Origin of the sequence: Cupriavidus sp. WS (assembly GCF_000395345.1) — a bacterium.
GTDB classification, from domain to species: Bacteria; Pseudomonadota; Gammaproteobacteria; order Burkholderiales; family Burkholderiaceae; genus Cupriavidus; species Cupriavidus basilensis_B.
The window spans coordinates 1-14345 of sequence record NZ_AQPL01000315.1; the positions used below are offsets into that span (position 1 = coordinate 1).

Consider the following 14345-nt stretch of genomic DNA (forward strand, 5'->3'; position numbering starts at 1 on the left):
ATGCTGGAACACCATGCCGACCTCGGCGCGGATGCGCTCGATGTTGCCCATGCCTGCGCTCATGGCCATGCCGTCGACCACGATCTCGCCTTCCTGGTGTTCCTCCAGCCGGTTGATCAGGCGGATGGTGGTGGACTTGCCCGAGCCCGACGGCCCGCACAGGATCACCTTCTCGCCGGCGCGCACCTGCAGCGACACGTCGTCGAGCACCTTGAAGTCGCCGTACCACTTGGAGACGTTGGTCATGCGGATGATCTCGTTGCCGGCATCCGCGCCGGCCTGCGTCGTGTTCATGTCGGTTCGCCTCATGCCTTGGACAGATGATCGTGGCCGGCCGCGCCGTCCCAGTAGCCGGGCACCGCGAGGCGCCGCTCGCCCCAGCGGAACGCGCCGGACACCACGCTGCACAGCAGGAAATAGACCGCGCCCACGAGGCTGTACACCAGCAGCGACTTGAAGGTCGCGCCGGCCAGCATCTCGCCCGCGCGCATCAGCTCGTAGACGCTGATCACGGCCACCAGCGAGCTTTCCTTGACCAGCACCAGCGCATAGTTGCCCAGCGCCGGGAAGATCATGCGGCCGGCCTGCGGCAGGATCACCGCGCGCAGCCGCTGCAGCCGGGTCAGGCCGAGCGCGCGCGCCGCCTCGTACTGGCCCGCGTCGACGGACTGGATGCCGCCGCGGAACAGTTCCGCCAGGTAGGCGGACAGATTGATGGTCAGCCCGATCACGCCGGCCACGAAGCCGGGCAGCACGATGCCGATCTCGGGCATGCCGTAGTAGATGAAGAACAGTTGCACCAGCAGCGGCGTGCCGCGGATGATTTCGATGTAGCCCTTGGCCACGCCGCGCACCAGCCCGTTGGAGGACATGCGGCAGAAACACACGACGAGGCCCAGCGCCACCGCGAGGAAAGCGGTGGGGAAAAACAGGGCGATCGTCGCGCTCGCACCCTCGGCGAGCGGGAACAGGTACATCTTCAGGGTGGCCAGGTCCACGGTCGAACTCCAGTCGATTCAAAAAACCCGGGACGGCCCGCGCGCGGGCGCCCCGGCATGCCTGCTACTTGGCGGCGACGTTGCCGGACAGCCCGCCGATGCCCCAGCGGCCGAGAATGGCTTCGATCTCGCCGCTCTTTTCCATGTCCTGCAGCGCGGCGTTGACCGCGGCCAGCAGCGCGGCGTTGTCCTTCTGCACCGCCATGCCGACCAGCCAGCGCTTGACCGGCTTGTAGCTGTCGTCGAGACGCACGCCGGGAATGCCCTTGGACTTGATCTGGTACGCGATGCTGGGCGGATCGACGATGCCCAGGTCGACGCGGCCGACGCGCACGTCGGTCAGCAGCGTGGGGTAGTCCTGGTAGGTCGAGACCTGCGTGCCCGGCAGGTCCTTCATCATGGCGAACTGCACGCTGTCGACCAGCGCGCCGACCTTGGCGCCCTTGAGGTCGTCGAAGCGGGTGTACTTCCTGGCGGCCTTGTCGCTGACCACCACGCCCTCGCCCCAGCCGTAGATCGGCGTGGAGAACGACACCGCCTTGGCGCGTTCCTCGGTGATGAACAGCGGCGCGGACATCAGGTCGGCACGGCCCGAGGTCAGCGTGGGAATCAGACCGGCGAACGGCACGTCGCTAAGCTTGACTTCCACGCCCAGGCGCTTGCCCACGCCCTGCGCGACCTCGACCATCACGCCCTTGAGCGTGCCGCTGGCGGGGTCCATGAAGCCGTGCGGCGGGCTGGCCGCGGTGGTGACGATGTTGATGGTCTTGCTGGCCTTGATCTCGTCCAGCGTGCGGGCCTGCGCGAGGCCCGACCAGGCGGCGGCGCACAGCGCGACGGCGGTGATGGCTGCGGTCAGTTTCATGTCGTTTCTCCGGGTGGTGCGATGGGGGATGGCGGAACAGATCGGCAAAAATCAGCGGCAAAAAATCAGCGCATCAGGTGCGCGAAGCGCTGCGGAAACACGCGCACCGTCTCCGCGGCGAGGCAGAGGAACTCCTGCATCACGGTGGCGGCGAGGAAGGCCGTCATGCCGCCCACGTCGTGCGGCGGCGAGACGGTGTTGACGTCGAAGGCGACGAAGTTCAGCCCGCGCAGCGCGCGCAGCAGGCTCAGCCCCTCGCGCGCGGTCAGGCCGCCCCACTCGGGCGTGCACACGCCGGGCGCGCAGGACGGGTCGAACAGGTCCATGTCGAAGCACAGGTAGACCGGGCGGTCGCCCACCTGCTCGCGGATGCGCACCAGCACCTCTTCCTGGCGCGGCGCGAACTCGCCGAACGGCACCACGTTGTAGCCCACCGAGCGGCCGAACGGGATCACGCCCGGCATGAAGGTGAGGCCGCGCGTGCCCACGTGGAAGCTGTTGGCGGGGTCGACCAGCTTCTCCTCGGCCGCGCGCGTGAAGGTGGTGGCGGTGTTGTAGCCGCCGATGTCGTAGGTGTCGGTGTGCGAATCGAAATGCAGCACCACGAGGTCCGGATGGTGGCGCGCCACGGCGCGCATCTGCGGCAGGCTGACCGCGCCGTCGCCGCCCATCGTGACCGTCATCGCGCCGGTGCGCTGCACCTGCTCGATGGCCGCCTCGATCTGCGGGAACGAGGCTTCGACATCGCCCGGCGTGCACGCCACGTTGCCCAGGTCGGTCAGGCGCAGGAAGTCGAACGCGTTGTCGGTCTCGCCGGCGGGCGCCACGTCGTAGGGGCGCAGCAGGCGCGCCTGCTCGCGGATGGCGTCCGGGCCCTGCCGCGCGCCGATGCGGAACGCATGCGAGCCGCAATCGAACGGAATGCCGATGACCGTGGCCAGCGGCGGCAGCGCCGGGCGCTCGCGCGCCGCGGGTGCATTCATGAACGGCAGGGCCGGGGTGAACAGCGGGGAACCTCTTTGCATGCGGGCCTCTCAGGCGTGGGGGCCGGCGCCCGGTGCGGCGCGGCCTGTGATCTTGCACTCGAATCTTGCACTCTCTTCATATCGCACTGCGATACGATCAGATTGCAGTTTCAGTCGCAACATTTATGCCACCCGACGCGCACGCACGCCTATCGGCGTTTTTACCTAGGAAGGACGGGGCTTTGCGCGGGCGGCGGGCCGCCGCCGCGCGCTGCCGGCCGCGTGTGACGGACCGGCAGGAATGCACCGCCAGAAGGCATGCGCGCACGGCGATGGTGCCGGAGCGTGCGCGAAGAAGAGGAGGAAGAAGGGAAAGAGGAAAGGGAAAGTGAAGCCGAGGCCGGCGCCGGCAAGTCCGAATTCGCCTGCGGCGCCGACGGTTCGCGCCCCCCGCCCATGCAATGGGAGAGGGGCGAACACAAGCGGCAAGCTGACTCTGCCGCCGGCCCGGAGCCGGCAACTGCCGACCCGGCCCGCTCCGGCCCGCTCCGGCCTAAGTGCGCGCCTTGGCCGCGTGGCCGTGCGCCGCGTGCTCGTCCACGGGTACCTTGACCAGCCCGTCGGCGCGGAACATCGCCTTGATGCCGCGCACGGCCTGGCGGATGCGCCCTTCGTTCTCGATCAGCGCGAAGCGCACGTACTCGTCGCCATAGTCGCCGAAGCCGATGCCCGGCGACACGCAGACCTTGGCCTTGGCCAGCAGCTGCTTGGAGAACTCCAGCGAGCCCAGCGCGCGGTACGGCTCGGGAATGCGCGCCCAGATGTACATCGCCGCCTTGGGAATCTCCACCGGCCAGCCGGACTCGATCAGCCCGCGCGCCAGCACGTCGCGGCGCGCCTGGTAGTGCGCGGCGATTTCTTTCACGCACTGCTGGTCGCCTTCGAGCGCGGCGATGGCCGCCACCTGCAGCGGCGTGAAGGTGCCGTAGTCGTGATAGCTCTTGATGCGCGTGAGCGCCGCCACCAGCTCCGGGTTGCCGACCATGAAGCCGATGCGCCAGCCCGCCATGTTGTAGCTCTTGGACAGCGTGAAGAACTCCACCGCGATGTCCTTGGCGCCCGGCACCTGCATGATCGACGGCGCTTTCCAGCCGTCGAACACGATGTCGGCGTAGGCCAGGTCGTGCACCACGAAGATGTCGTGCTTGCGCGCCAGCGCGATCACGCGCTCGAAGAAGTCCAGCTCCACGCATTGCGCGGTGGGGTTCGACGGGAAGCCCAGCACGATCATCTTCGGCTTCGGGTAGCTGCCGCGGATGGCGCGCTCCAGCTCGGCGAAGAAGTCCACGCCCGGCACCAGCGGCACCGAGCGGATGTCGGCGCCGGCGATCACCGCGCCGTAGATGTGGATGGGATAGCTCGGGTCCGGCACCAGCACGGTGTCGCCGCGGTCCAGCGTGGCCAGCATCAGGTGCGCCAGGCCTTCCTTGGAACCGATGGTGACGATGGCCTCGGTGTCCGGGTCGATCTCCACGCCGTAGCGCTCGCGATACCAGTGCGAGATGGCGCGGCGCAAGCGCGGAATGCCCTTGGAAGCCGAGTAGCCGTGGGTGTCGGGCCGCTGCGCGGCCTCCGTGAGCTTGGCGACGATGTGCGGCGGCGTGGCGCCGTCCGGGTTGCCCATGCTCATGTCGATGATGTCTTCGCCACGGCGGCGCGCCGCCATTTTCAGCTCGGCGGTGATATTGAAGACGTACGGGGGGAGACGATCGATGCGCGCGAAACGGCGCTTGCCTGCGGAGGCGGACATGTTTTTCCTTGAACGTAAGCGCCCGGAACCGTCCGAGCGACGCTGCCGGCCGTTGTTTGCGGCCGAACGGGAAAGATCTTAGCGGCGAACCCGCGCGGCGTCCAAGGATTTTCGCAACGCGGCGGCGCGCATCCGCATGCGGCGCATGCCGCGGCTAGCGCGCGGCCAGCTCGTCCACCTTGCGCACCTCGCGCACCTTGCGCACCACCGCGTCGTCCGGCCCCAGCAGGCGGCCGTCGGCGGCGCGCACCTCGAGCGGCGGCACCGGCTGGCCGTCCGCGGTATCCACCAGCACGGAATGCGCCTCGCCGGGCGCGTAGAAGAAGGCCTCGCCCCACTGGCGCAGCCCCACCACCACCGGGAACAGCGCGCGGCCGCGCGGCGTCAGCACGTATTCCTGGTAGGCGCTGCCGTCGGAGGCCGGCGCCTGCTCCAGGATGCCGTGCGCGAGCAGCGTGCGCAGCCGGTCGGCCAGGATGTTCCTGGCCAGCCCGAGGTTGCGCTGGAATTCGCTGAAGCGGCGCAGGCCGTCGAAGGCGTCGCGCACGATCAGCAGCGACCACCAGTCGCCGATCGCGTCGAGCGAACGCGCCACCGGACACTCGGCACCTTCCAGGCTGGTTCGCCGCACCATCGCGCCACTCCTTTCACACGCCGCCGGTGCCGCGCCGCGGGATGCGGCGCGCGGCGTGGCCCGCCCCAGACGATGGCGGCTCCCGCGGCGAAGCGGTTGCATTGTAAAACCGCGCGGCGCCCCGGACAACCCGCCGCGTCAGTCGTCGATCGTCTCGTGCACGGCGGCCGCACCCGCCCTCCAGTAGCTCGACGCGCGGATGCGGCTCTTGTCGATGCCGCGCTCGCTCACCAGGTACTGGCGCACCGCGCGGATCGCCGCGCCCTCCCCGGCGGCCCAGACGTAGCCCTCGCCGCGCGGCAGCGTGATGGCGCGCAGCGCCCGCTCGAGCAGCGTGGCGTCGCCGGCCGGCGCGCCGTCGCGGTGCTGCCAGCGGACCTCGACACTGGCGCGGCTCGGCAGCGGGATCTCGGCCGCGGCGTTGTCCACCGCCACCACCACCAGCGCCTGCGCGCCGGCCGGCAGTTCTTCCAGGCGCCGGCCGATGGCGGGCAGCGCGGTTTCGTCGCCCACCAGCAGGTGCCAGTCGAAGCCGTCCGGAATCACGAAGGAGCCGCGCGGCCCGCCCACGCCCAGGTACTGGCCCGGCGCGGCCTGCGCCGCCCAGGTCGAGGCGGGGCCGTCGCCGTGCAGCACGAACTCCAGGTCGAGCTCGCCGGCCACGGGGTCATGGCGGCGCGGCGTGTAGTCGCGCGCGGCCGGCCGCGGCGCGCCTTCGGCGAACACCGGGCCGTTGGGGCCGACTTCCGGCAATGCCGGCCTGGGCTGCCCGGGCGCGGGGAAGAACACCTTGACGTGATCGTCGAAGGAAGCGGAAACGAAGTCCTTCAGGTCGTCGCCGGCCAGCGTCACGCGCAGCAGCTGCGGCGACACCTGCCGCGTGCGCACCACCTGCAGCAGGCGCATCTTGAGGGCATGGCGGACACGTTGAACGGTAAGGTCTCGGGTGGTCATCGATATGGGGTCCGGTTGGTTGACGTCTGGCTGGTTCACGCGCGGCTGGCTGGCGTCCGACTGGCTGACTTGCGTCATGCGCGCGATCAGCATCACGCGCCCGCCGCGCCGGGACCAGCCTCGATCTCCGCGGCGGCCCGCGCGAGGATGGCCGCGATGCGCCGCTGCTCGTCCGGCGCGGCATCCGTGCGCATCAGCAGCGCGCGCTTGAGCGCCATGCGCGCCTCGACGAACTCCGGCAGCCAGCCGCCGCGCGCCTCGGCATCGTCGGCGGGGTTGTCGCCGGGGTTGTCGCCCGAGCCCGACAGCGCGCGCCGCACCCACTCCATCTTGCGCGCCACGTGCTTGAGCTTGTTGAGCATCAGCGCCAGCCGCTCGCGGTTGGCATCCAGGTGCGCGCGGCCCGGCCCGGCAAGCTGGTAGCGCTTCTTGTTGCCCTCGCTGTCCACGGTGGCATAACCAACCTCCTCGAGGAAGGTCAGCGCCGGATACACCATGCCCGGGCTGGGCTTGTAGAAACCGTTGGTGCGCGTCTCCAGTTCCTTGATGAGCTCGTAGCCGTGGCTGGGCTTTTCCTCCAGCAGCGACAGCAGCAGCAGTTGCAGGTCGTCGGCGCTGAACTTGCGGCCGCGGCGCCAGGTATCGCCCTCGCCGTCGAAGCCGTCCCCGCCGCCGCCGAAGAAACCACCGGGCCCGCCGCCGTGGCGGTGGCGGCCGATGGCGTGGTGGCCAAAAAAACCCTCGGCGTGCGAGGCGAAATGAGAAGACAGTCGGGCAAGCATGTGGTGGCCCATCAGGCCCTTCGAGAAGTGGTGACGCATGGCAGCGGCTCCTTGGTATCTGAAAACATATCTTAAGATATATATCGTAAGTAATAAAGTCAAGGAAGAAACCGCAGGGGAGACACATCGACCGCAAACGAGGCAACCGGCCGGACCGCAAGAGCAAGCATTCCGGATCAAAGGCAACGAGTTCATCGCCCCGAAGGACAAGCACCCGCCTTCCGTTACGTGCCACGAGAAAAAGCGGAAATTTCCTCACCCAAGTTTGGTACTCGTCCTATAACGGCGACGCCGACTCATCGCCTACGCTTCAGACACTTGCACCCGGCACTTCGAAGGCACGCCGAACTCATTGCACGTTGCCGCCGTCCCGGCTCCTCGTGCTCGTGCGTTGGATGTCCCGACCTGATCGCGCGTGGCCCTCTGCGAAAGCGTCATTCAGCACGCAGCAAGGGCACCCGTTCTCCCCCAAAAGACCGTGAAAGCTGTTTCGGGCCTATGGCTCGTCTTGCGCGAGTCGAAGCCAATTCTGACCGGCGTTGGACGCCTTCTTCAGGGAGAGAACGATGTTTGTCAATGTGGAACTGCGCAAGTACTTTGGACCCGGAGCGTTCGGCGGCTCGTTCATTTCCGAGAGCCTGGTGAGCGTCCTGCAGGAAGTGCAAGAGGCCTTCGACGGCGCGCGTCGCGACCCCTTGTTTCTCGGCGAGCTCTGGCGGTTAATGACAACCTTCGCTGGCCGGGAGACGCCATTGACCTATGCGGAAAGGCTATCCGAAAAATTTGGGCAGCATTTCTACCTGAAGCGCGAAGATCTGCTTCACGGTGGCGCCCACAAGACGAACAGCACGCTAGGGCAATTGCTTCTGGCAAAGCGGATGGGGAAGAGCCGCATCATCGCGGAAACGGGCGCCGGGCAACATGGCGTGGCAACGGCGATGACTGGCGCCAAGCTCGGCATGGCGGTGGAGGTATACATGGGCGCGCTCGACATCCAGCGCCAGCAGCAAAACGTCAAGCGCATGGAACTCTTCGGCGCCAGGATACATCCGGTCGAAGCTGGCGGCGCAACGCTGAAGGATGCGATCAACGAGGCCATGCGGGATTGGATTACCAACGTGGGAAGCACCTATCACTGCTTTGGAACGGCAGCCGGACCGTACCCCTATCCCTCGATGATCAAGTATTTCCAATCGGTGATCGGCAAGGAAGCACGTAATCAACTGTTGTGCCTGGATCCCCGGCCCCCCTCGGCGGTCTTCGCCTGCATCGGTGGCGGCAGCAATGCGGTCGGGCTGTTCTCCGGATTCGAGCACGATACCAAGGTGGCGCTTTTTGGCGCGGAACCCGGCGGTATCGCAGACGGCACGGACAGGCACGCCGCAACGCTCACCAAAGGATCGGTAGGTGTCTTCCACGGGATGCGCTCGCTGTTCTTGCAGAATCAGGAAGGACAGATCACGAATACCCATTCCGTGGCGGCCGGACTCGATTACCCGGGCGTCGGCCCTGAACTCGTGGCGTTGCAGGAAACGGGACGTGCGTCGTTCGTGGCGATCAGCGATGCGGAAGCGCTCGATGCCTTCGAACAGTTGTCCCTTCTCGAAGGCATCATCCCGGCGTTCGAATCGGCCCATGCCCTCGCGCTGGCCATGAAGTGCTGCAAGGACTTTTCGCCAGGCAGCCGATTTGTGGTCTGCCTGTCCGGCCGTGGCGACAAAGACCTGGATCAATACTGGAACATCAGGGGGATCTGATCATGAATCGTTTTGCACGATTGTTCACTCGCCGGGATCGCCGGATGTTCGTCCCTTTCTTCACACTGGGCGATCCCAATGCCATAGCAAGCTTCGATCTGATCTGCGCCGCGGTCGACGCCGGCGCCGACGCGGTGGAACTGGGATTCCCGTTCTCCGACCCCATCACCGACGGCCCGGTCAATCAGCGCTCGATGCGACGCGCCCTGGCAGCGGGCACCACCTATGCGACCTGCCTCGACATGCTCCGAAGGCTCAGGGAACGCTACCCGGCACTTCCCATCGGGCTGCTGCTCTACTACAACCTGCTCTTCATGCGCGGCGAGCGAGCATACAAGGAGCTGGCCGCGATCGGCGTCGACGCGGTGGTCTGCTCCGACCTGCCATTCGAGGAATGTGCCACGCACATGTGGCAACTGGCCGACAGCCGCATCGGCTGCATCCAGATGGTAGCGCCGAATACGCCGGTCGAGCGGGCGCGAAAGCTCATCGATAGCTCATCGGCATTCACCTACGTGATCAGCCGCTTCGGGACAACCGGCACGAGCGCCAGCTTCGAACAGCAGGCATTGGCCAGAATCGAACACCTCAGCAAGCTTGCAGACAAAGCCATCGTGGCCGGTTTCGGCATCAGCACGGTCGATCAGGTCCGCGACTTCTGGGCGGCAGGGGCAAATGGCGTGATCGTGGGCAGCCTGTTCAGTCTTCAGATCGAGCGTTGCCTGGCGGATGTTCCGGCCGCGCGCCAGTTCATCGAGGCATTCGTGGGACAGGTGCAGGCCGGAAAACCGCGCCTGGACTTTGCCGGGATCATCTGACATCGGCATGCCCGCGCACCCGACTCAAGGAGACCCCGCCCGATGCGCAGCATAGATTGGTTCCGTCTGCTTGTACTCAGCGCTGTCTGGGGAGCCTCGTTCATCTTCATGCGCGTTCTGGCTCCCGTGCTTGGCCCGGTGGCGACCGCCGATCTGCGCGTTGCCATCGGCGGCATGGCATTGCTGGTCTACTTCGCGGTGATCCGCTTCAATCCCAACTGGACGACATACTGGCGTCAGTATCTCGTCATTGGGGCATTCAACGTCGGCTTGCCCTTTCTGCTCTTCTCCTATGCGGCGCAACATATCCCGGCGTCCTACTCGGCCATCATCAATGCCACCACGCCATTGTTCGGCGCGGTGTTTGCCGCGATCTGGCTGAAGGATCGCCTGACGAGAACCAAGGCGACAGGACTGCTGCTCGGCATGGCCGGCGTGGGCACCCTCACCAGCGGCGGCATGACAGCCGCCGCCTCGCCGGCGTTTGCCTGGGCGATCCTGGCGTGCCTGCTGGCTTCGGCTTCCTATGCCGGCGCCGGTATCTACATCAAGAAATTCGCCTCGGACGTCAACCCCATCGGGTCGGCAGGCTGCTCGCAACTGGTTGCCGCCGTTGGACTCCTTCCGTTCTGGGTCGCGGCACCGCCGAACGCGACCGTCGACACGGTCATCGTGTTCAACATGCTCTGCCTGGGACTGCTGAGCAGCGCGCTGGGCTTTGTCCTGTATTTCCGGCTGATCCGCGACATCGGCCCCGCGCGGGCCATGATGGTCGCGTTCCTGACGCCGCTCTTCGGCATCGTGTGGGGAATTGCCTTCCTAGGCGAGGCGCTGACGGCTCCGGTCATCATCGGAGGCGGGATGATCGTGGCTTCGACGATATTGATCCTGCGGCGAGGCATGGCAACACGACCGCAAGAAGCCCAAGCCGTGCCGAAAAGCGAAGCTGGCTAGTACAACAGCCCTCGGACAGTACCCGTAGCGCCTGCCGCTCAGATGCGCCTTTATCGCCACATGACGTGCCTTCGGATGGCCCCTCGCCCGCCTTCCACGCCGCGCAGCACAAATCCAGCCAGATCAGGAGAACATTCCATTGTTCTGCTGCCCTATCCTGCCCGCGAATGGGCCGGTGGCGAGCATTGCAGTTTTCCGCCGCAGCCCCCGCAAGCCGCGAGGGAAAAAATACCGGCCGCGAAGAAAAGCGCAAAAAGAAAGCCCCTGGCCGGGGTGGTCAGGGGCTCAAGGCAAGAGGCGGGTCGCGGGTTCCGCCCAAGGCCGGATCATAGAGCGCGAAGCGGGGTGCGCCATCACCTGATCGGGTGACATATCCCGTCATATTTGTCTTTTTTACACTTTTCGGCACTTGTTGGCGAAGAAACTGCAAAGCGCGCCGCCACGGGCTCGCGCAAGGTGCGTGCGCCGGCGCCCCGCTCCGCCCGGTTGGTGGCGCGCGGCCTTGATCTGTCGCAAGTTTTCAGGTGGGTCCGACGCCAGTTTCTGCGGCTATCATTACCGGGTACCGCCGCAACGGCGGCGGTAGCGTGAATGCCGCCCGCGTGGCCGGCACGCCGCGGCCGGAGCGGCGCGCATGCTTTCGTGACGGGACGCGGCGGCGGGAGGTACGCCGAGGCTCTCGCCAGGCCGCGGCCAGTCCGATTCACAATCAAGTCACAACCGATTCGTAACCTCTGCACAAGGACCCGTCCATGACACTGCGCCAGTTGTTCCGCGCCTCGCTGGCATGCGCCCCGCTGCTGGCGCTGGCTCCGGCCTCGCCCGCGTTCGCGTACTTCGACAACTTCATCAACTCGACCGTGGTCGGCAAGATGAACCAGAAGGAATCCGCCTCGCTGGCCCAGCACGTGCGCAAGGTGCTCGACACCGGCGCCGACGGCGCCGCCGTGCCGTGGAACTACCCCGCCACGCGCGGACGCCGCGCCATCGAGGGCTCGATCACGCCGCTGCGCACCAAGACCGACCAGGGCCAGTCCTGCCGCCAGCTGCGCACCCAGCTCCAGCGCGACGGCCTGGAGGACAACTGGACCAGCTGGTTCTGCAAGCAGGGCGACGGCAGCTGGAAATCGCGCAGGGTAAGCGACGACTGAACGCCGCCGGCCCGGCGGGCCGGCGGCGGCAACCATGCGGCCGGACACGGTCGCGAGCGAAGGAGATCCCATGCCAACCATGCAAGCAGCGGTATTCCTCGGACCCAACCGTATCGTGCTCCAGGAAAAGCCGATCCCCGACGTCGGCCCCTCCGACGCCCTGATACGCATCACCACCACCACCATCTGCGGCACCGACGTCCACATCCTCAAGGGTGAATACCCGGTGGCGCAGGGGCTCACGATCGGGCACGAGCCGGTCGGCATCATCGAGAAGCTGGGCAAGAACGTCACCGGCTACCACGAAGGCCAGCGCGTGATCGCCGGCGCGATCTGCCCGAGCTTCCATTCCTACGCATGCCAGGACGGCTGCTCCTCGCAGGACGGCCAGGGCCACGGGCACGGCTACAAGCCGATGGGCGGCTGGCGCTTCGGCAACACCATCGACGGCACCCAGGCCGAATACGTGCTGGTGCCCGACGCCCAGGCCAACCTCGCGCCGATCCCCGACACGCTCACCGACGAGCAGGTTCTGATGTGCCCCGACATCATGTCGACCGGCTTCGTCGGCGCGGAGAACGCCAACATCAAGATCGGCGACATGGTGGCCGTGTTCGCGCAGGGCCCGATCGGCCTGTGCGCCACGGCGGGCGCGCGGCTGCGCGGCGCCGGCCTGATCATCGCCATCGACGGCATCGACGAGCGCCTGGAGATCGCGCGCCGCATGGGCGCCGACGCCACCGTCAATTTCCGCAAGGTGGACGTGGTGGACGAAGTGCTGCGCATCACCGGCGGGCGCGGCGTGGACGCGGCCATCGAAGCGCTCGGCACGCAAGGCACGTTCGAGTCCGCGCTGCGCGTGCTCAAGCCCGGCGGCACGCTGTCGAGCCTGGGCGTGTATTCCAGCGACCTGCGCATCCCGCTCGACGCCTTCCATGCCGGCCTCGGCGACAACCGCATCATCACGTCGCTGTGCCCCGGCGGCAAGGAACGCATGCGCAGGCTGATGCGCATCATCGAATCCGACCGGCTCGACCTCGGACCGCTGGTCACTCACCGCTACAAGCTCGGCCAGATCGAGCAGGCCTACGAACTGTTCGCGAATCAGCGCGACGGCGTGCTGAAGGTGGCGATCACGCCGTGACGGCGGCGGCGCCATGCCGCGCATGCCACACATGACGCGCAGGCGCTGCCGGCCCATACCGCGGCACGGCAGCGCCCGCGCCCGTCAGGCCACGGCGAGCGGCTTGGGCAGGCGGATCATGACGAACTCGTTGGCGTCGACGCCGGAGGGCACGCGCGAGGGCGAGCCGCCCGGGTAGTTGTTGTCGTTGACCAGCAGCAGCGTGCGCGCGTCCACGATGGCGATCGCTTCGATGCACTCCATCGGGTAGGCGAACACGCCGTCGATGGTGTCGCTGGCGCCGAGCCTGGCCGGGTCGAGCAGCTGCATCAGGTCGGCCACTTCTTCCTTGACCAGGAAGCCGTCCGCGTCGACGCGGTCGAGGCTGATCTTGAAGATGCGCTTGAAGCGCGCCGCGTTGCGCCAGGTGTTCGACGCGGCGAACTTGCCGGTGCGCACGTCGCCGGCGCCGCTGTCCTTTTCCACCACCAGGAACTCGCGGTCGTTGACGGCGACCATGTCGTTGACCGAGTAGTACTCGGTCTCGAGGTTGCCGTCGCCGTTGAGGCGCTGGCCGCTGCCGACGCGGTAGCGGTAGCTGGTCTCGAAGTTGAGCGTGCCCAGGTTGAAGACGTTGATGATGCGGCTGCGCACGTCGTCGCCGGCCACTTCCTTCTCGTACATGCCGTACAGGCGCGTGCGGCTGGCGTTGATGGCCAGGCTTTCGAGGCCGCCGGAGCCGCCCAGGTTGGCCTGCGCGGTGGTGCCGTTGGCGACGAGATAGGGATTGTTCGGGGTCTGCACCAGCGGGTTGGCGCCGAGCCGGCGCAGGTTGGGCATCTGCACTTCGCGCGCGAGCAGCCTGCCCTGCCTGTCGAACTTGAGCAGGAACGGGCCGAATTCATCGCCAATCCACAGGTTGCCGCTGGCGTCGAGCTGCATCGATTCGGGATCGATGTCGTAGCCGGTAAGCAGGCGGCCGTTGACGATGGCGCTGTCCACCGGAATGGTCTGGCCGGCCGGCGAGACCGAGGTGCCGGGATAGCTGGCCATGTCGGCCACGATCGGGTAGCCGATGCGGCGGTCGGGGTCGCTCAGGCGGATATAGCTCTCGGGCGTGAACGCGGCCAGCGGCGCGCCGGTCTGGAAGTGGACCGGGACCACCCTGCCGGCGGCCCAGTCGAACGACACCGCGTAGATGTGCAGCAGCGCGTCGGGCGAGGCGCCGCGGCCGCCGAAGCCGTTGTCCTGCAGCGCGTAGAACGTGCCGGCCCTGGGGCCCGGGATGATGGCCGAGAAGCCTTGCATGGGCTGCCTGGCGTTGAACGGCAGCGCGTAGCGGTAGACGTTGGTGGCGCGGTCGTAGTCGCCGCCCGAGATGAACTGGCCGCTGGTGGGGCCGGCCACGAAGCTGTCGGCCGGCAGCACGGCGCGGCCGAGCAGCGTGGGCGCCTTGACTTCGGCCTCGGGCGTGACCGCGGGCGGGTTGGTGGCCGGCGGCACCGGCGCGCTGCCGGCGGCCGGCGGCGCATCG

At 67.3% G+C, this 14345-nt stretch carries 14 protein-coding genes; 5 read left to right on the forward strand and 9 right to left on the reverse strand.

The features are described 5' to 3' along the window. From K206_RS0124110 to K206_RS0124145, 8 genes are all read right to left on the reverse strand, one after another. Positions 1 to 294, reverse strand: a 294-nt coding sequence (locus tag K206_RS0124110) for an ATP-binding cassette domain-containing protein (RefSeq protein WP_020204957.1), incomplete at its 3' end; no start/stop codon positions are given. 11 nt (positions 295 to 305) lie between these two features. Continuing rightward, positions 306 to 998: an amino acid ABC transporter permease gene (locus K206_RS0124115; RefSeq protein WP_020204958.1), complete on the reverse strand. Its 693-nt coding sequence runs from the start codon at positions 996 to 998 to the stop codon at positions 306 to 308. A gap of 64 nt (positions 999 to 1062) precedes the next feature. Continuing rightward, positions 1063 to 1863 (reverse strand): ABC transporter substrate-binding protein, encoded by an 801-nt coding sequence (locus K206_RS0124120; protein ID WP_020204959.1) that lies wholly within the window; start codon positions 1861 to 1863, stop codon positions 1063 to 1065. A 65-nt stretch (positions 1864 to 1928) separates the two neighbouring features. Continuing rightward, complete coding sequence (locus K206_RS0124125) at positions 1929 to 2846, reverse strand: arginase family protein (RefSeq protein WP_020204960.1); 918 nt, start codon at positions 2844 to 2846, stop codon at positions 1929 to 1931. A gap of 535 nt (positions 2847 to 3381) precedes the next feature. Further along, on the reverse strand, positions 3382 to 4638 hold the full coding sequence (gene alaC / locus K206_RS0124130; RefSeq protein ID WP_020204961.1) for an alanine transaminase: 1257 nt from the start codon (positions 4636 to 4638) through the stop codon (positions 3382 to 3384). Positions 4639 to 4792: 154 nt separating this feature from the next. Next, positions 4793 to 5272: a helix-turn-helix domain-containing protein gene (locus K206_RS0124135; protein ID WP_020204962.1), complete on the reverse strand. Its 480-nt coding sequence runs from the start codon at positions 5270 to 5272 to the stop codon at positions 4793 to 4795. A 138-nt stretch (positions 5273 to 5410) separates the two neighbouring features. Beyond that, positions 5411 to 6226, reverse strand: coding sequence for a siderophore-interacting protein (locus K206_RS0124140; RefSeq protein WP_029044018.1), 816 nt, complete (start codon positions 6224 to 6226; stop codon positions 5411 to 5413). A gap of 92 nt (positions 6227 to 6318) precedes the next feature. Next, positions 6319 to 7047 carry a PadR family transcriptional regulator gene (locus K206_RS0124145; protein WP_020204964.1) on the reverse strand — a complete coding sequence of 243 codons (729 nt, stop codon included), beginning with the start codon at positions 7045 to 7047 and terminating at the stop codon, positions 6319 to 6321. A 527-nt stretch (positions 7048 to 7574) separates the two neighbouring features. Here K206_RS0124145 and trpB point away from each other — a divergent pair. The 5 genes from trpB to K206_RS0124170 all read left to right on the forward strand — a co-directional run bounded on the left by trpB (position 7575) and on the right by K206_RS0124170 (position 12832). Further along, a complete protein-coding gene (gene trpB / locus K206_RS0124150) occupies positions 7575 to 8765 on the forward strand; it encodes a tryptophan synthase subunit beta (RefSeq protein WP_043367046.1) in 1191 nt (396 codons plus the stop codon). A 2-nt stretch (positions 8766 to 8767) separates the two neighbouring features. Further along, positions 8768 to 9583, forward strand: a complete 816-nt coding sequence (gene trpA, locus K206_RS39145; protein ID WP_063826875.1) for a tryptophan synthase subunit alpha — start codon at positions 8768 to 8770, stop codon at positions 9581 to 9583. Positions 9584 to 9625: 42 nt separating this feature from the next. Continuing rightward, the gene (locus K206_RS39150; RefSeq protein ID WP_020204967.1) at positions 9626 to 10537 is read left to right on the forward strand and encodes a DMT family transporter; all 912 of its coding nucleotides are present in this window, start codon (positions 9626 to 9628) and stop codon (positions 10535 to 10537) included. A gap of 752 nt (positions 10538 to 11289) precedes the next feature. Further along, positions 11290 to 11688: an RT0821/Lpp0805 family surface protein gene (locus tag K206_RS0124165; protein WP_020204968.1), complete on the forward strand. Its 399-nt coding sequence runs from the start codon at positions 11290 to 11292 to the stop codon at positions 11686 to 11688. A 70-nt stretch (positions 11689 to 11758) separates the two neighbouring features. After that, positions 11759 to 12832, forward strand: a complete 1074-nt coding sequence (locus K206_RS0124170; protein WP_020204969.1) for an NAD(P)-dependent alcohol dehydrogenase — start codon at positions 11759 to 11761, stop codon at positions 12830 to 12832. An 84-nt stretch (positions 12833 to 12916) separates the two neighbouring features. Here the strand turns inward: K206_RS0124170 and K206_RS39155 are convergent. Next, a partial coding sequence (locus K206_RS39155; RefSeq protein WP_020204970.1) for an esterase-like activity of phytase family protein occupies positions 12917 to 14345 on the reverse strand: 1429 nt, incomplete at its 5' end.